This is a genomic window from Acidovorax sp. SRI_002, assembly GCF_057586455.1.
Genome location: NZ_JBYCZW010000001.1, coordinates 783,729 through 799,704, shown reverse-complemented (window position 1 = coordinate 799,704; position 15,976 = coordinate 783,729). Strand labels below are relative to the sequence as shown.

13 protein-coding genes and 6 tRNA genes are annotated in these 15,976 nt (G+C 61.3%); 12 read left to right on the top strand and 7 right to left on the bottom strand.

The genetic code is table 11. From position 1 onward, the window contains the following. Positions 1-59: 59 nt before the first annotated feature. From argG to AC2YJX_RS03565, 4 genes are all read right to left on the bottom strand, one after another. Positions 60-1,397: an argininosuccinate synthase gene (gene argG, locus AC2YJX_RS03580; protein ID WP_055402586.1), complete on the bottom strand. Its 1,338-nt coding sequence runs from the start codon at positions 1,395-1,397 to the stop codon at positions 60-62. A 95-nt stretch (positions 1,398-1,492) separates the two neighbouring features. Then, positions 1,493-1,810 (bottom strand): pyrimidine/purine nucleoside phosphorylase, encoded by a 318-nt coding sequence (ppnP, locus tag AC2YJX_RS03575; protein ID WP_121506085.1) that lies wholly within the window; start codon positions 1,808-1,810, stop codon positions 1,493-1,495. Between the two features lie 150 nt (positions 1,811-1,960). Then, entirely contained in the window at positions 1,961-2,617 is a 657-nt protein-coding gene (locus tag AC2YJX_RS03570) for a glycine zipper 2TM domain-containing protein (protein ID WP_121420433.1), read from the bottom strand. A 146-nt stretch (positions 2,618-2,763) separates the two neighbouring features. After that, entirely contained in the window at positions 2,764-3,150 is a 387-nt protein-coding gene (locus tag AC2YJX_RS03565; RefSeq protein WP_487255286.1) for an ArsC family reductase, read from the bottom strand. A gap of 48 nt (positions 3,151-3,198) precedes the next feature. On the opposite strand from AC2YJX_RS03565, the gene folC reads away from it, so the two are divergent. The 12 genes from folC (at position 3,199) to AC2YJX_RS03505 (ending at position 12,806) form a co-directional block, all read left to right on the top strand. Beyond that, positions 3,199-4,524, top strand: coding sequence for a bifunctional tetrahydrofolate synthase/dihydrofolate synthase (folC, locus tag AC2YJX_RS03560; protein ID WP_055402580.1), 1,326 nt, complete (start codon positions 3,199-3,201; stop codon positions 4,522-4,524). 33 nt (positions 4,525-4,557) lie between these two features. Further along, complete coding sequence (locus AC2YJX_RS03555; protein ID WP_218300020.1) at positions 4,558-5,391, top strand: SPOR domain-containing protein; 834 nt, start codon at positions 4,558-4,560, stop codon at positions 5,389-5,391. A 26-nt stretch (positions 5,392-5,417) separates the two neighbouring features. Next, on the top strand, positions 5,418-5,906 hold the full coding sequence (locus AC2YJX_RS03550) for a CvpA family protein (protein ID WP_055402576.1): 489 nt from the start codon (positions 5,418-5,420) through the stop codon (positions 5,904-5,906). Positions 5,907-5,984: 78 nt separating this feature from the next. Further along, entirely contained in the window at positions 5,985-7,490 is a 1,506-nt protein-coding gene (gene purF, locus AC2YJX_RS03545; protein WP_055402574.1) for an amidophosphoribosyltransferase, read from the top strand. A gap of 118 nt (positions 7,491-7,608) precedes the next feature. Beyond that, complete coding sequence (gltX, locus tag AC2YJX_RS03540) at positions 7,609-9,030, top strand: glutamate--tRNA ligase (protein WP_487255285.1); 1,422 nt, start codon at positions 7,609-7,611, stop codon at positions 9,028-9,030. Between the two features lie 65 nt (positions 9,031-9,095). Next, positions 9,096-9,171: transfer RNA gene (locus AC2YJX_RS03535), tRNA-Ala, on the top strand. 30 nt (positions 9,172-9,201) lie between these two features. Next, positions 9,202-9,277, top strand: a tRNA-Glu gene (locus tag AC2YJX_RS03530). A 52-nt stretch (positions 9,278-9,329) separates the two neighbouring features. Then, positions 9,330-9,406 (top strand) — tRNA-Asp (locus AC2YJX_RS03525). Positions 9,407-9,470: 64 nt separating this feature from the next. Then, positions 9,471-9,546, top strand: a tRNA-Ala gene (locus AC2YJX_RS03520). 30 nt (positions 9,547-9,576) lie between these two features. Then, a tRNA-Glu gene (locus AC2YJX_RS03515) sits at positions 9,577-9,652 on the top strand. 52 nt (positions 9,653-9,704) lie between these two features. Next, a tRNA-Asp gene (locus AC2YJX_RS03510) sits at positions 9,705-9,781 on the top strand. 142 nt (positions 9,782-9,923) lie between these two features. Beyond that, positions 9,924-12,806, top strand: a complete 2,883-nt coding sequence (locus AC2YJX_RS03505) for a bifunctional diguanylate cyclase/phosphodiesterase (RefSeq protein WP_487255284.1) — start codon at positions 9,924-9,926, stop codon at positions 12,804-12,806. A 204-nt stretch (positions 12,807-13,010) separates the two neighbouring features. Here the strand turns inward: AC2YJX_RS03505 and AC2YJX_RS03500 are convergent, their stop codons facing one another. The 3 genes from AC2YJX_RS03500 to AC2YJX_RS03490 all read right to left on the bottom strand — a co-directional run bounded on the left by AC2YJX_RS03500 (position 13,011) and on the right by AC2YJX_RS03490 (position 15,907). Then, positions 13,011-13,769 carry a 3-hydroxyacyl-CoA dehydrogenase gene (locus tag AC2YJX_RS03500; RefSeq protein ID WP_055402569.1) on the bottom strand — a complete coding sequence of 253 codons (759 nt, stop codon included), beginning with the start codon at positions 13,767-13,769 and terminating at the stop codon, positions 13,011-13,013. 115 nt (positions 13,770-13,884) lie between these two features. Further along, positions 13,885-14,937: an extracellular solute-binding protein gene (locus AC2YJX_RS03495; protein ID WP_487255283.1), complete on the bottom strand. Its 1,053-nt coding sequence runs from the start codon at positions 14,935-14,937 to the stop codon at positions 13,885-13,887. A 421-nt stretch (positions 14,938-15,358) separates the two neighbouring features. After that, positions 15,359-15,907 carry a phasin family protein gene (locus AC2YJX_RS03490; protein WP_055402564.1) on the bottom strand — a complete coding sequence of 183 codons (549 nt, stop codon included), beginning with the start codon at positions 15,905-15,907 and terminating at the stop codon, positions 15,359-15,361. Positions 15,908-15,976 lie beyond the last annotated feature (69 nt).

The following is a 15,976-nucleotide window of genomic DNA, read 5'->3' as shown; positions in this document are numbered from 1 at the left end:
GCTAGCGCTTGATGGGTAAGCGCTAGAGCCATTTTTGACCCATATTCTGGGCCCGAGGTTTATTTGCGGTCGTTTTCCAGCTGCGCCAGTGCCGCGTTGCCACCCAGCGACAGCAGGCCAGCGCGCGAATACACACCCAGCTTGTCGCGCGTGTCCGAGATGTCCAGGTTGCGCATGGTCAGCTGGCCAATGCGGTCCAGCGGGCTGAACGGCGCGTCTTCCACCTTTTCCATCGACAGGCGTTCGGGCGCGTAAGTCAGGTTGGGCGATTCGGTGTTCAGCAGCGAATAGTCGTTGCCACGGCGCAGTTCCAGCGTCACGGTGCCGGTCACGGCGCGGGCCACCCAGCGCTGGGCGGTTTCGCGCAGCATGATGGCCTGGGGGTCGAACCAGCGGCCCTGGTACAGCAGGCGGCCCAGCTTGAGGCCATTCATGCGGTACTGCTCGATGGTGTCTTCGTTGTGGATGCCCGTCACCAGGCGCTCGTAGGCGATGTGCAGCAGCGCCAGGCCCGGGGCTTCGTAGATGCCGCGGCTCTTGGCTTCGATGATGCGGTTTTCGATCTGGTCGCTCATGCCCAGGCCGTGGCGGCCGCCGATACGGTTGGCTTCGAGGATCAGCTCCACCGGGTCGTTGAACTCCACGCCGTTCAGGGCGACGGGCTGGCCTTCTTCAAAGCGGACCGACACTTCCTCGGCCTTGACGGCGACTTCTTCCTTCCAGAATGCCACGCCCATGATGGGGTTCACGATGCGGATGCCGCTGGACAGGAACTCCAGGTCCTTGGCCTCGTGCGTCGCGCCCAGCATGTTGCTGTCGGTGCTGTAGGCCTTCTCGGCGCTCATCTTGTAGCCAAAGCCGGCTTGTGTCATGAACGCCGACATCTCGGCGCGGCCGCCCAGTTCGTCGATGAACAGCTGGTCCAGCCAGGGCTTGTAGATCTTGAGCGAGGGGTTGGTCAGCAGGCCGTAGCGGTAAAAGCGCTCGATGTCGTTGCCCTTGAAGGTCGATCCGTCACCCCAGATGTTGACGTCGTCTTCCTTCATCGCCGCCACCAGCATGGTGCCGGTCACAGCGCGGCCCAGGGGCGTGGTGTTGAAGTAGGTGAGGCCGCCAGTGCTGATATGGAAGGCGCCAGCCTGCAGGGCGGCAATGCCTTCGTGCGCCAGTTGGGTGCGGCAGTCCACCAGGCGAGCCTTCTCTGCGCCGTATTCCATGGCCTTGCGCGGAATGGCTTCGTAGTCGGGCTCGTCGGGCTGGCCGAGGTTGGCGGTGTAGGCGTAGGGTACGGCGCCCTTGAGCTTCATCCAGTGCAGGGCTGCGCTGGTGTCCAGGCCGCCGGAGAATGCAATGCCGACCTTCTGGCCGAGGGGGAGGTTCTGGAGGATGGTTGCCATGAAATGCTTCTCAAAAATGATAGCTGCTTGCGCTTGATAGATAAGCGCTAGAGGCCAAAATCAATCAAATTCCAGCCGAATGCGCAGTCGAACGATCAGCCGAAATGGCAGATGTAGTGGTAGGCCTCGGTCACGCGGATGTCGAACTTCGAGTTGCCGGGCACGCTGAACTTGTCGCCCGCCGAAGACTTGACCCAGGCGTCGGTGCCGTCCAGCTTGTATTCGCAGGATCCGGCCACGCATTCCATGATCTCGGGCGCGCCGGTGTTGAAGGTCAGCGTTGCGGGCAGTACCACGCCCACCGACTTCTTGGTGCCGTCGGCAAACGTGATGCCGTGGCTCACGCACTTGCCGTCAAAGTACACATTGGCCTGGGTGGTGACGGACACGCCGTCAATTTTTTCGGTGGTCATGAGTGCGCTGGATAAGGTAGAGGGAAACCCAGGATTTTAGGGCAGAGGGCGGGGAGCGCCGCCGCAGCAGGCCTCTGAAAAATCCCCATCAGCCGTTGGGCGCAAAAAAAGAGCCCCGAAGGGCTCTTGGTGATACTGGCATGCCGAGGCTTAGCGCCAGTAGGGGTTGCGGTGGTGCGGGTAATAAGGACGGCTGTCGTAGCCGTACTCGATTACCGTGACGGGCGGCGTCACATAAGTGGGCTGCTGCTGGTACACCGGTTGCGCAGGGTAGGTCGAGGTCACCACGCCCGGCTGGCTGTACACACCTTGTGAGGCGTAAGGATCAGGCTGGGTGGAATAGGTCTGGCCTGCAGGCTGCACGCTCAGCGGGATCCAGCGGCCTGGATCGTTCTGGGTGCGGGTGGTGTACTGGCGCCCTGCATATTCATACACCACGTCGTAGCCCACTGTGCGATTCTCGTAATACGTCTCGGTCGTGCAGCGCTGTACGTTCTGGTACTGCGGCTGGCCACCTTCGATCTGGTTGCCGATCACGGCGCCACCGATCAGGCCAATGGCTGTGGCGGCGGCGCGGCCACTGCCTTTGCCAATGGCGTTGCCGGCTGCGCCACCCGCAATCGCGCCCATCACGGCGCCTGCTCCGGTGGTGCGGTTACCGCTATAGACGGTCTCGTTGCCACACACCTGCTGCGGCGTCGCGACCTGCTGGACGATGGGGGTGGCCGAGAGTACGCGGCCCTGTTCCTGGGCACTGGCCATGGTGGCGATGGCTGCCATGGCGGAAAAAATGACGATCTTTTTCATGGAGAAACTCCTTTCGGGTCGGTACATAACGCACCAGACTGCAGAAAAGTTTAGGCCCGCACGGTCAATTCAGGGCCTGCCCGCCGTAAATCTGCGTAAAGATTTGTGCAATTTCTCCGGTCCTGGCGATTGATTCACGTGCCGGTTCAGGTGCCTGCAGCCCGGCCTAACCACATCTGCCATTGGTCGGGAGCAAAACCCACGGAAATGTGCACCTGGCCACCGTGCCGCCACTCCACCACCGGGCGTTTGATGACGCTAGGTTGGGCCTGCATCAGGGCGCTGGCGGTATCGTCGTTGGTGACAGCTGCCTGGGTTTGCGCGTCCAGCTTTCGCCATGTGGTCCCCTGCCGATTGACCAGTTTTTGCCAGCCTGCTGCCGCCATCCAGTCGGGCAGGCGGTGGGCGGGCACCCCTTGTTTCTTGAAGTCGTGAAACTGGTAGTCCACGCCGTGTTCAGTCAACCAGACGCGGGATTTCTTGACGGTGTCGCAGTTGGGTATGCCGTAAACGGTGATGAGTGAGGTTGTCATGCCGCGCATCATCCTCGATCTTGTGGCTGGGCGACAATCCCGCCCTGTATGCATACCAAAATCCACACCCTGGAAGGCTGGCTCCGCCACTGCGAGCAGCTTCATCCCCGCAACATCGAAATGGGCCTGGACCGTGTCCGTGAAGTGGCACGCCGCATGGTGCTGCGGTTTGACTGCCCCGTGATCACCGTGGCGGGCACCAACGGGAAGGGCTCCACCTGCGCCATGCTGGAGGCGGTGGCGCAGCAGGCGGGCTACCGCACAGGCGTGTACACGTCGCCCCACCTTGTGCATTTCGAGGAGCGCTGCCGCGTTCACGGTGAAATTGTCAATGCTTCTGATTTGATAGCGCACTTCGAAGCTGTGGAAAGCGCCAGGGTCCAAAATGGCAATGAAATCTCCCTCACCTACTTCGAATTCACGACGCTGGCCATCCTGCGCCTCATGAGCCATGCGCGGCTGGACTTGGCCATCCTCGAAGTGGGGCTCGGCGGGCGCCTGGATGCCACCAACGTCATTGATGCCGACTGCGCCATCATCACCAGCATCGACATCGACCACACTGAATTCCTGGGACCAGACCGCGAGAGCATCGGTCGGGAGAAGGCCGGCATCATGCGCACGGGCCGCCCGGTGATCGTGGGCGACCCGATGGCTCCCCAGAGTGTCATCGACCATGCGCTGGAAATCGGTGCCGACCTGTGGCGTTTCGGCAAGGATTTCAATTTCTCCGGCGACAAGCAGCAGTGGAGCTGGGCAGGGCGAGGCCGCCGTTATGCGGGGCTGGCCTATCCATCGCTGCGCGGCGCCAACCAGCTGATCAATGCCTCGGGCGTGCTGGCCGCGCTGGAGGCCCTGCGCGAGCGCATTCCCGTCACGGCCCAGGCGGTGCGCAACGGCCTGGCTTTGGTGGAGCTGCCGGGGCGGTTCCAGATCGTGCCAGGCCAGCCTACGCTGGTGCTCGACGTGGCGCACAACCCGCATTCAGTGGCTGCACTCACTGCCAATCTGGATGCCATGGGGTTTTTTCCCACGACGCATGCGGTGTTCGGCGCCATGGCCGACAAGGACCTGGGGCCCATGCTGGCCAAGGTCGGCCCGCTCGTGGACCGCTGGTATTTCACCAACCTGCCGACCCCACGCGCCGAGACTGCTGCCGTCCTGCAGCAGAAGTGGAACGCCGTGCAGATGGTGGCGGGCGGGCGCCGCGATGTGACCTCCAGTCTGCACGCAGACCCCATGGAGGCCCTGGAGGCGGCGGTCGCCGCAGCAGACCCCGCTGATAGAATCGTGGTCTTTGGCTCGTTTTACACGGTGGGTGGTGTTCTGATCAACGGAACACCTCGCCTGCACGCCAAACATCTGGGCCAATAGACAGGTTCTGAGGTCCGAACGAGTCGTTACTCCATGGCATTTTTCAAGTTTCGGTGGCCCGGTCAGGGTGAACAAGCTCAGGCCGAAAAGCCGTCCAAGCGCCCGCGCACCCCGCAGGCCGAGAGCATCGAGGTGATGCGGCGGCGTGCTCGCCATCGGTTGATCGGCGCCGCAGTGCTGGTGCTGATTGGGGTGATCGGTTTCCCCATGCTGTTTGACACCCAACCCCGGCCGATTCCGGTGGATATTCCCATCGAGATCCCCGACCGCAACAAGGTGGCGCCCTTGGTGGTGCCCGCTCCGGTTGCTGAGGCGCCAGCGGCTGCCAAGCCTTCGACCCCGTCTTCGCAGGACGTGGCCACCGCACCGCGCCCCACGCCCCAGCGCAACAACAGTGCGGTGGGCAATGGCCTCGCGGATGGCGAGGAACTGGTGCAAGGATCGCGTTCCGCGGCTTCCAAACCCGCCCCTGCAGCGCCAGCCAAACCGGAAGTAAAACCCGAACCGAAGCCAGAGCCCAAGCCGCCGGTGCCCAGCGAGCCCAAGCCTGTGCAGCGCCCGGACGAGGCTGCCCGCGCGCGTGCGCTGCTGGAAGGCCGGTCGGCAGAGCCCGCGGCTGCGGCTGCCACCGCCGAGGAAGCCCGGTTCATTGTGCAGGTGGGTGCTTTCGCAGACGCAGACAAAGCCCGTGAAGCGCGTACCAAAGTGGAGCGTGCGGGCATGAAAACCTACACCCAGGTGGTGGACACCAAGGAGGGCAAGCGCACACGGGTTCGTGTGGGGCCTTTCACCAACCGGGCTGAGGCGGACAAGGCTGCGGCGCGCATCAAGGCGCTGGATCTGTCGGCCTCTGTGCTGACTCTGTAGGCCAGCGCCAAGGGGTTTTTGTATCCATGGCTGCGCTGGACTGGATTTTTGCGGCGGTGCTGCTGGCATCGATGCTCGTAGGAGCCTGGCGCGGGCTGGTGTTCGAGGTGCTGTCTCTGGTGGGCTGGGTGGTGTCTTTTTTTGTGGCGCAGTGGTTTGCCGAGGACATGGCGGCGTTGTTGCCTATGGGCGAGTCGGCCGAAGCATTGCGCTATGCCGCAGGGTTTGTGGTGGTGTTTGTTGCGTCGGTGTTTGCCTGCGGTTTTTTGACATGGCTGGCAAAAAAGCTGGTGGATGCCATCGGCCTGCGGCCTGCAGATCGTACTTTGGGGGCGGCCTTCGGGGTGTTGCGCGGGGTGGTTTTGCTGCTGGCGGTGGCCGTGGTGGCGGGCCTCACGCCCCTGCACGAAGCCTTGTGGTGGCAGGAGTCCCAAGGCGCCCCGGTGCTGGCTGAAGTGCTTCGGGGCTTGAAACCGGCGCTGCCGGAAGAATTTGGAAGGCATCTGCCTTCCTGATAGCGATGCGGTTGCGGCCAGAAGCCGTTGCCGCTGGGTTGCCGCGGGGCTGTTCCCGCAAACGGATGGAATACAACTATGTGTGGAATCGTCGGCGTCGTCAGTCCAGCGCCCGTCAATCAGCTGATCTATGACGCCTTGCTGCTCTTGCAGCACCGTGGTCAGGACGCGGCGGGCATCGTGACCCAGCAGGGCCGCAAGTTTTTCATGCACAAAGCCAAGGGCATGGTGCGCGATGTGTTCCGCACGCGCAACATGCGCGCGTTGCCTGGCAATGTGGGTCTGGGCCAGGTCCGCTACCCCACCGCAGGCAACGCCTACAGCGAAGAAGAGGCGCAGCCGTTCTATGTCAATGCACCGTTCGGCATCGTGCTGGTGCACAACGGCAACCTGACCAATGCGCGCGAACTTCGCACCGAGCTGTTCCTGACGGACCACCGCCATACGAACACGGAAAGCGATTCTGAAGTTCTGCTGAATGTGTTCGCGCACGAGCTGGAGCGCGCCACCCGGGGTGTGCCGCTGCAGCCTGAAGACGTCTTCACTGCGGTACGTGCGGTACACAAACGCATCAAGGGCTCTTATGCCGTGATCGCGCTGATAGCAGGCCACGGCCTGCTGGCCTTCCGCGACCCGCACGGCATTCGCCCGCTGGCCATGGGGCGCAGCCAGGATGGAACTGTGATGGTGGGCAGCGAATCGGTCGCCCTGGAGGGCACATCGCATGTGTTCGAGCGCAACATCGACCCCGGCGAGGCGATCTTCATCACGCTCGACGGACAGGTGCATGCCCGCCAATGCGCCGAAAACCCGCAGCTCAACCCCTGCATCTTCGAATTCGTGTACCTGGCGCGCCCGGACTCGGTGCTCGACGGCATTTCGGTGTACCAGGCGCGTCTGAACCTGGGCGAGGCCCTTGCCAAGCGCGTGGTGTCTACCGTGCCACCCAACGAAATCGACGTGATCATCCCGATCCCCGAGTCCAGCCGCCCCAGTGCCACGCAATTGGCTCACCTGCTGGGCATCCCATACCGCGAAGGCTTCGTCAAGAACCGCTATGTGGGCCGGACCTTCATCATGCCGGGGCAGGGTGTGCGCAAGAAGTCGGTGCGCCAGAAGCTCAATGTGATCGGCAGCGAGTTCAAGGGCCGCAACGTGTTGTTGGTGGACGATTCCATCGTGCGTGGCACCACCAGCCGCGAGATCGTGCAGATGGCACGCGATGCCGGCGCGCGCAAGGTGTACCTTGCCAGCGCTGCACCGCCGGTGCGTTACCCCAACGTGTACGGTATTGACATGCCCACCAGCAGCGAACTGGTGGCCCATGGCCGCACGGTGGAAGAGATTCGCCAAGCAATTGGCTGCGACGCACTGATTTATCAGGATGTGGACGGCATGAAAAAGGCGGTGGGCGCCCTCAATAGCGCCATCGTAGGGTTTGATGCGTCCTGCTTTGATGGTGTTTATGTGACCGGAGACATTACCGCCGAGGGCATCGCCAGCCTGAACGAGGGGCGGGTGGGGGTGGAGGAGGGAGAGGAAGACACCTCCCGCCTGGCGCTGCCGAATGCCCAAGAGGTTTAGGCATAGGATCGTTGCAGGTCGCCTTGTCCTGGATGGCGACCTGGCAGCAAGCTTTGCCCCCGCTCTCTGGATTGATTGAATCTTGAAACTGGCCCCGCGAGGGCCAGAACTTATTGACATGACTGATACCACTGCTTCCGGCGCGGGCCGCGTGCGCACCCGTTTTGCCCCGTCTCCCACGGGATTTATCCACCTGGGCAACATCCGCTCTGCGCTGTACCCCTGGGCGTTTGCCCGTGCTACGGGCGGCGATTTCATCCTGCGCATTGAAGACACGGACCTGGAGCGTTCCAGCCAGGCGGCGGTAGACGTGATCATCGAAGGCATGGCATGGCTCGGGCTGGACCACGACGAAGGCCCGTTCTACCAAATGCAGCGCATGGACCGCTACAAGACTGTGTTAGCAGAGCTGCAGGCCGCAGGCCATGTGTATCCCTGCTACATGAGCGTGGCCGAACTGGATGCCTTGCGAGAGAAGCAGATGGCCGCCAAGGAAAAGCCCCGCTATGACGGCACCTGGCGCCCCGTGGCTGGAAAAACCCTGCCGCCCGTGCCCGAGGGGGTATTGCCCGTGCTGCGTTTCAAGAACCCGCAAAGCGGTGTGGTGGCGTGGGACGACAAGGTCAAAGGCCGCATCGAGATCAGCAATGACGAACTCGACGATCTTGTGATTGCGCGCCCGGACGGAACACCCACCTACAACTTCTGTGTGGTGGTGGACGATATCGACATGGCCATCACCCACGTGATCCGGGGTGACGACCACGTGAACAACACCCCGCGTCAGATCAATATCTTCCGCGCTCTGGGCAAGGAGCCGCCGGTGTATGCCCACCTGCCCACCGTGCTCAACGAGCAAGGCGAGAAGATGAGCAAGCGCAACGGTGCCAAGCCCGTCACGCAGTACCGCGATGAGGGCTATCTGCCAGATGCCATGGTGAACTACCTGGCGCGCTTGGGCTGGAGCCACGGCGACGATGAGATCTTCAGCCGCGAGCAATTCCTGCAATGGTTCAACCTCGACCACCTGGGTCGCAGTGCGGCCCAGTTCGACGAAGCCAAGCTGCGTTGGGTGAACGCCCAGCACCTCAAGGCCATGGCCGACGACGCACTGGCCGCGCTGGTGGCGCCTCAGCTGCAGCAGCGGGGTGTATCTGCCGAAGCGCTGGCAGATGGGCGGCTTGCGCGGATTTGCGCCTTGTTCAAGGATCGCTGCGACACCACAGTGGCGCTCGCCGATTGGGCGCATGTCTTCTACGGTGAAGTAACGCCCGTGGATGCGGAGCGCAGCCAGCACGTTACCGAAGCCATTGCACCCGCGCTGGATGCTTTGGCCGATGCGCTGTCGGCCTGTGCATGGGACAAGGCTTCCATCAGCGCTGCGTTTAAGCAGGTGCTGGCTAGCCAGGGCCTGAAGATGCCCCAGCTGGCCATGCCCGCACGGGTTCTGACCGTGGGTACGGCCCACACGCCCTCGGTGGATGCCGTGCTGGAATTGGTCGGTCGTGAAAAAGTTGTAGCGCGTTTGCGAAACCGCTAAAAATCTGTCTATAATTCAAGGCTCAGATGATGACAACAAACACGGTGTGTTTCGAGTCATTAAGTGGGGGTATAGCTCAGCTGGGAGAGCGCTTGCATGGCATGCAAGAGGTCATCGGTTCGATCCCGTTTACCTCCACCAAAGTTTGTTAACGGTTAGTTCCAAGGTTTTGACCCTATCGTCTAGAGGCCTAGGACATCACCCTTTCACGGTGAGTACCGGGGTTCGAATCCCCGTAGGGTCGCCAAGTTGTAGCGCTTGGCTTGTGTTGAAAAGATGCAAGCAAAAGCTGCCTGCCAGGAGTGGTAGTTCAGTTGGTTAGAATACCGGCCTGTCACGCCGGGGGTCGCGGGTTCGAGTCCCGTCCACTCCGCCAGTCAAAACCCTTGCAGGTCTTTGATATGCAAGGGTTTTTCTTTGGTGTAAGCCAGAGAAATTTTGGGGGTATAGCTCAGCTGGGAGAGCGCTTGCATGGCATGCAAGAGGTCATCGGTTCGATCCCGTTTACCTCCACCAAAGTTTGTTAACGGTTAGTTCCAAGGTTTTGACCCTATCGTCTAGAGGCCTAGGACATCACCCTTTCACGGTGAGTACCGGGGTTCGAATCCCCGTAGGGTCGCCAAGTTGCAGCGCTTGGCTTGTGTTGAAAAGATGCAAGCAAAAGCTGCCTGCCAGGAGTGGTAGTTCAGTTGGTTAGAATACCGGCCTGTCACGCCGGGGGTCGCGGGTTCGAGTCCCGTCCACTCCGCCAGTCATCAACCGCTGCAGTCGCAAGGCTGCAGCGGTTTTTTTTGCGCCTGCGTTCCTGGTTTGTGGCTGAAGACGGGGTGTGCAAGAATGTGTAACGGCATGGCCGCACTGAGGGTGGGGCACATCAAAGAGACAAGGCGCCCATGACTCCCTCTCGGTGGCAGATCCATTCCCAACATACCGCCAGCTTCAGAAGTGTGGCTCCTGTGTTGTGGCTGCTGACCGGGGCTGCAGTTGCCGCCTGGGCATATTTCTCGATGGCGACTCCCGAACGAGTGCGGCATTTCCTGGTACTTCACCAGGGGCTGGAAACGCTCTCGATTGTGGTGTCGGCACTGATCTTTGCGGTGGGCTGGAAGGCGCACAGCATCAATCCTCAGCGGAACGTGTTCATCCTCGCCTGCGGGTTTTTGGGTGTGGCCCTGCTGGATTTTTCGCACATGCTGTCGTATGCCGGCATGCCCGATTACGTCACGGCCAATTCGGTGGCCAAGGGCATCAATTTCTGGCTGCCTGCACGTTACCTGGTGGCTGTAAGCCTGCTGTGGGCGCTGGGGCTGCACTGGCATGCGCCTGGGGATTCGGCATCTGCGGGGCCGGGGCGATTTGCCGTGCTGGCGCTGGTCCTGGGCGTTGTCGCAGCGGTTCACGTGCTGGTTTTCTGGTACCCGCACTGGTATCCCGAAACCTACGGATCAACAGGCCTTACCCCGTTCAAGATTGCGGCTGAATATAGCGTGATTGCCTTGTATGCCGGGTCGCTGGTGCTCCTGCTGCGTCTGGCGAGAGAGCGTACATCGTTTGATGTGGCTCGCCTATTCGCGGCGGTCTGGGTCATGGCCTTGAGCGAGTTCTTTTTCACTTTCTACGTTACCGCCACGGACCCTTTCAACCTGCTGGGCCATGTCTACAAGGTGGTGGGTTACTACTATCTGTACCGGGCCATTTTTGTGGGCACTATTGAGGCGCCATACCGCGCATTGAAGCAGTCCGACAAGGCCTTGCGTGCGGTGCTGGACGCGGTTCCCGATCTCATGTTCGAGGTGACGCGCGGTGGTCGTTATGTCGAGATCCATACGCGCCAGCCCGAGTTGCTGCTGTTGCCGGCCGAACAGGTTCTGGGGCGCACCATTCACGACATTCTTCCACCGCAGGCTGCTGCGGTGGCACAGCGTGCCATTGACGCGGCTGCCGAGCACGGGGTTGCCCGTGATTTCCAGTACACGCTCGATCTGCCAGATGGCAAGCACTGGTTCGAACTCTCCGTGGCCCGCAAAGTGATGTATGAGGCGTCAGAGGCGCATTTTGTGGTGTTGTCCCGTGACATCACGCAGCGGGTGCAGACGCTCGATACTTTGCGCAAACTGCGCCATGCCGTAGAACAGGCTCCCAATTCGATCTTCATCGCTGGAGCCGAAGGCAACATTGAATATGTGAATCCGGCTTTTTCCGTCACCACCGGATACAGCCTCGCCGAAGTTGTCGGGCGCAACCCGCGTCTGCTCAGCGCGGGGGGAACCCCGCTGTCTGTTTATGCCGACCTTTGGGCGCATCTGTCATCGGGGCGTGCCTGGCGCGGCGAGTTTCTCAACCGCCGCAAGGACGGTCGTGAGTACTATGAGTCGGCCATCATTTCGCCGCTGCACGATGAGCAAGGGCGGATCACGCACTACCTGGCCGTGCAAGAAGATGTGACCGAACGCAAGCGCGATGAAGAGCGTATCCGCAAGCTGGTCAACTTTGATGCGCTGACGGGCTTGCCCAACCGTACGATGTTTGCGTCGCGGTTCAGCCAGGCGCTTGCGCTGACCCAGCGCAGCGGACAGCATCTTGCATTGCTGTACCTGGATCTGGACCATTTCAAGAATGTCAATGACTCCCTGGGCCACCAGGTGGGCGATGAGTTGCTGGTGGAGATCGCACACCGGCTGCAGCAGGTGCTGCGCGAGGAAGATACCGTGTCGCGCCCTGGGGGAGACGAGTTCATCATCGTGCTGCCATTGGCGGATGCGCAGCATGCAGCCCATGTGGCCGAGAGCCTGCAGTCGGAGGTGCGCCGGGTCTGCAGGTTGGGCCACCATGAGCTGGTGGTGACGTCGTCCATCGGCATTGCTTTGTATCCAGAGGATGGCCGTGAGTTTGAAGCCCTGGCACAGCGTGCTGATGCGGCGATGTTCCGTGCCAAGGAGACGGGGCGTGACACCTACCGGTTTTTCTCTGCCGATATGCAAGCCCATTCATTGCGGGTGTTGCAGATAGAAAATGCGTTGCGCAGTGCGGTGGTGCAAAACCAGTTGGCGTTGCACTACCAGCCCCAGATCCGTTTGCGCGACCGCAGGCTCACCGGGGTTGAGGCATTGCTGCGCTGGACCCATCCGGAGCTCGGCTTGATCAGCCCCGCAGAGTTCATCCCCGTGGCGGAAAGCAGTGGGCAGATTCTGGGCATTGGGGAATGGGTATTGCGCACGGCATTGGAACAGGCACGCGCGTGGTGCGAAGCGGGCCATACCGGGTTCACGGTGGCGGTCAATCTGTCGATGGTTCAGTTTCGCCATCCCGGTTTGGTCGAGATGGTGCAGCAGGCACTGGCTGACAGCGGGGTGTCGCCTCAGATGTTGGAGCTGGAGCTGACCGAGAGCATTGCCATGGACGCCCCCGAAAAGGTGATCGCCATTGTCCAGCAGCTGTTCGACCTGGGGGTGCAGCTGTCCATTGACGACTTTGGCACAGGCTACTCGTCGTTCAGCTACATCCAGCGCCTGCGGGTTCACAAGCTCAAGATTGACCAGTCCTTCGTGCGCCATCTTGGCGAGGATGGCAGCGCCCAACACATCGTGCGCGCCATCATCGGCTTGGCGCAGAGCCTCGACCTGGAGTCCATCGCCGAAGGGGTCGAGACGGCCACGCAGTGTGAAGCTTTGCTATCTTTGGGTTGCAATACCGGCCAGGGGTATTACTTCAGTCGGCCGGTTCCGGCGGCGCAACTGGATGCCTGGATGACAGAGCGTCGCGTCACCCTGGTTTGAGAGCCTGCTTACGACCGTGCGAAACCGTGAACAGGCTGCTGATGACAGCCGTCTACCTTCCTGGCAATGACAACCTCCTCCTCAGGAGGTGCGAAAGGTAGAAGTTTGAAGAAAATGGCCTCTAGCGCTTTATATGAAAGCATTGTTTGCTATATATTTAATAGCAAATAAGGTGTGGCGCTGTCGGCGCCACAGGCCATTGTTTCAGCGTGGTGCCAAGCGGATGGCTCCGTCGAGGCGAATCACTTCGCCATTGAGCATGTCGTTCTCAAAGATGTGCTGCACCAGCTTGGCATAGTCCTGCGGCGTGCCCAGGCGGCTGGGGAAGGGCACACCAGCGGCCAGCGCGTCCTGCACTTCTTGCGGCATGCCAAACAGCATCGGTGTGCCGAAGATGCCGGGGGCAATTGTCATATTGCGGATGCCGTTGCGCGCCAAGTCGCGGGCGATCGGCAGTGTCATGCCGACCACGCCGCCCTTGGATGCGGCATAGGCTGCCTGGCCAATTTGGCCGTCATAGGCCGCGACGCTGGCCGTCGAGATCAGCGCACCGCGCTCGCCGGTGGATTCGGGTTCGTTCTTGCTCATGGCTTCAGCTGCCAGGCGGATCATATTGAAGCTGCCGATCAGATTGACCGTGATGGTCTTGCTGAACAGCGCGAGGGCATGGGCGCCGTTCTTGCCCACTGTTTTTTCTGCGGGGGCAATGCCAGCGCAGTTGACCAGGCCCATGAGCTTGCCCAGCGAAACCGCCTTGGCCACTACCGCCTGGCCATCGGCCTCGTTGCTCACATCACATTTCACAAAGGCGCCGCCGATCTCCTTGGCCACGGCTTCGCCTTTTTCGGCCTGCATGTCGGCAATGACCACGGTGCCGCCCTGGGCCGCCAGCATGCGTGCCGTACCTTCACCCAGGCCCGATGCGCCGCCGGTGACGATGAATACCTTGCCCTTGATGTCCATGTGCTGTCTCCTGTAAGTGACGTTAACGTAAACGTCAATTATGGCGCATCGAGGCCGACTTTCTGCAGGCGAAAAAAAGCCCGGCCAGGCCGGGCTTGTCAGGAGCCGGGCGGGCTTACTGGAAGCCGACGCGGTCCAGCATCTGCTGCACCTTCGTGGTGTTGGCACCCACTGCGCTGATAGGAATGGTCTCGCTCTTGAAAGGCTGTCCACCCGTCATGGCCTTGAGGGCAGGGTTGTCCAGGGTCACACCCTTTGCGGCAGGCCACTCGTTGTTGCCATTGGCAAAGTAGTTCTGTGCTTCCGGGCTGGCCAGGTATTCCAGAAACTTGACCGCGTTGGCCTGGTTCTTGGAGTGCTTGGCCACAGCGCCGCCCGCGATGTTCAGGTGGGTGCCCCAGGATTCCTGGTTGGGGAACACCACGCCCACCTTGTTCACCACAGCCACATCTTCAGGCTTGGTAGAACGCATCATGCGGGCCAGGTAGTAGCTGTTGGTCACGGCGATATCGCATTCGCCAGCAGCCACTGCCTTGATCTGGTCCGTGTCCCCACCTTTGGGAGGGCGCGCCAGGTTGGCCACTAGGCCCTTGAGCCAGGCCTCGGCCTTCTGCTCGCCCATGTGCTCTGTCACAGCGCCAAAAAGGCTCAGGTTGTAGGGGTGCGAGCCGGAGCGGATGCACAGCTTGCCCTTGTTTTTGGGGTCGCCCAGCTCTTCGTACGTATCGACGTCCGCCTTTTGCATCTTGACCTTGTTGTAGACGATCACGCGGGCGCGGGTGGAAAGACCGAACCAGGCGATGCCGCCGTCAGCGACTGGCTTGCTGCGCAGGTTGGCGGGGATGGCGTCGTTCAGCACCTTGGACTGGATGGGCTGGAAGAGACCGTCCACTTCGCCCTTGTAAAGACGTGCGGCGTCCACCAGCAGGATCACGTCCGCTGGCGAGGCAGCGCCCTCGGCCTTCAGGCGCGCCAGGATGCCGGCGTCATCGGCATCCACGCGGTTGATCTTGATGCCAGTGGCCTTGGTGAAGCCGCTGTACAGCGCTTCGTCGGTGGAGTAGTGGCGGGCCGAGTAGAGGTTGACGACTTGTTCCTGGGCATGGACAACGCCTGCAGCGGCGGCCAGGGCACAAGCACTCAGCAAGGCTTTCACAGTCTTCGACATGGATGCATCTTTCGGGGTTGTAACTCCGCCAATGATAAAGCAAACACGAATTATTCTTAATAAACGCTCGAGAGAGAGCGGGATTTGGTGCAAGCGTCTGATGCAGCGCAAAGGCGAGTCTGCACGTCGGGAAGGACGGGGCGGGAATTTCCGACAAGGCCCGCCACAACGAGGGCCCGTCGCCCGCCGAACCGGCCGCTGAAGCCGCGCAGAGCCAGTTCCAGTGCGCTGCGCGAAGGTCCAGGCAAAAAAAAGCCCGGTCATGAACCGGGCTTTAAAAGGATCCCTGAAACGGGGGTTTCGAGAGGATCCAAGGAGACAACTGGTGCACTGTGGAGGGTGTCCGCAGCGCGTGGTTGAATTATCAGGGTATTCCCTGAATGCGGCCTAGAGGTTGCACTCCAGACCGCAGGTACTGGACTTAGCGCTTGCGGGGAGCCGCAGTCTTGGCGGCGTTGGCAGCGGTATTGGCCACGGCGTTGAAGTTGGCTTCGGCGACATCAGACGCTTGCTTGACGGCCTTTTGAACGGATTCAAAAGCGTTGTTGGCAGCGGAGACGGCGCTCTTCATCACGGCCACAGCGGTTTCGGAGCCGGCAGGTGCGTTCTTGGCGGCGCTGTCGACCAAGTTGGTGAAGCTCTTCTGAGCATCAGCAGCTTGCGATTCAAAAGCCTTGCCGAATTCGGCGCCGGTGCCCGAAGCGATGTCATACAGGTGACGGCTGTAGGCGGCGGTCTTTTCAGCCAGGGGCTGGAACAGGCCGGCTTGCAGGGCCAGCAGTTCTTGTGCGTCCTTCACGCCCAGGACAGCCTGGGTGTGGGTAGCGGCTTCCGACAGAGCGGCGCGCGAAGCGGTCACGTTCAGTTCAACCAGCTTTTCCACGCCTTCGAAGGCCTTGGTGGTCAGACCAAACAGGGTTTCGATGTTGGCTTTGTGCGAGGCCAGGATTTGTTCAGCGGTCAGCGTCATGTCATATCTCCTAAAAATGAGGGCCTTGAAGGCCAGGTGGTTCACAGACATCTGCGCTGGCCCTGACTC

What these genes read in the sequence shown, in the direction of transcription:
- argG (WP_055402586.1), bottom strand. Translation starts at nt 1,397, where the DNA reads ATGGCAACCATCCTCCAGAACCTCCCCCTCGGCCAGAAGGTCGGCATT.
- ppnP (WP_121506085.1), bottom strand. Translation starts at nt 1,810, where the DNA reads ATGACCACCGAAAAAATTGACGGCGTGTCCGTCACCACCCAGGCCAAT.
- AC2YJX_RS03570 (WP_121420433.1), bottom strand. Translation starts at nt 2,617, where the DNA reads ATGAAAAAGATCGTCATTTTTTCCGCCATGGCAGCCATCGCCACCATG.
- AC2YJX_RS03565 (WP_487255286.1), bottom strand. Translation starts at nt 3,150, where the DNA reads ATGACAACCTCACTCATCACCGTTTACGGCATACCCAACTGCGACACC.
- folC (WP_055402580.1), top strand. Translation starts at nt 3,199, where the DNA reads ATGCATACCAAAATCCACACCCTGGAAGGCTGGCTCCGCCACTGCGAG.
- AC2YJX_RS03555 (WP_218300020.1), top strand. Translation starts at nt 4,558, where the DNA reads ATGGCATTTTTCAAGTTTCGGTGGCCCGGTCAGGGTGAACAAGCTCAG.
- AC2YJX_RS03550 (WP_055402576.1), top strand. Translation starts at nt 5,418, where the DNA reads ATGGCTGCGCTGGACTGGATTTTTGCGGCGGTGCTGCTGGCATCGATG.
- purF (WP_055402574.1), top strand. Translation starts at nt 5,985, where the DNA reads ATGTGTGGAATCGTCGGCGTCGTCAGTCCAGCGCCCGTCAATCAGCTG.
- gltX (WP_487255285.1), top strand. Translation starts at nt 7,609, where the DNA reads ATGACTGATACCACTGCTTCCGGCGCGGGCCGCGTGCGCACCCGTTTT.
- AC2YJX_RS03505 (WP_487255284.1), top strand. Translation starts at nt 9,924, where the DNA reads ATGACTCCCTCTCGGTGGCAGATCCATTCCCAACATACCGCCAGCTTC.
- AC2YJX_RS03500 (WP_055402569.1), bottom strand. Translation starts at nt 13,769, where the DNA reads ATGGACATCAAGGGCAAGGTATTCATCGTCACCGGCGGCGCATCGGGC.
- AC2YJX_RS03495 (WP_487255283.1), bottom strand. Translation starts at nt 14,937, where the DNA reads ATGTCGAAGACTGTGAAAGCCTTGCTGAGTGCTTGTGCCCTGGCCGCC.
- AC2YJX_RS03490 (WP_055402564.1), bottom strand. Translation starts at nt 15,907, where the DNA reads ATGACGCTGACCGCTGAACAAATCCTGGCCTCGCACAAAGCCAACATC.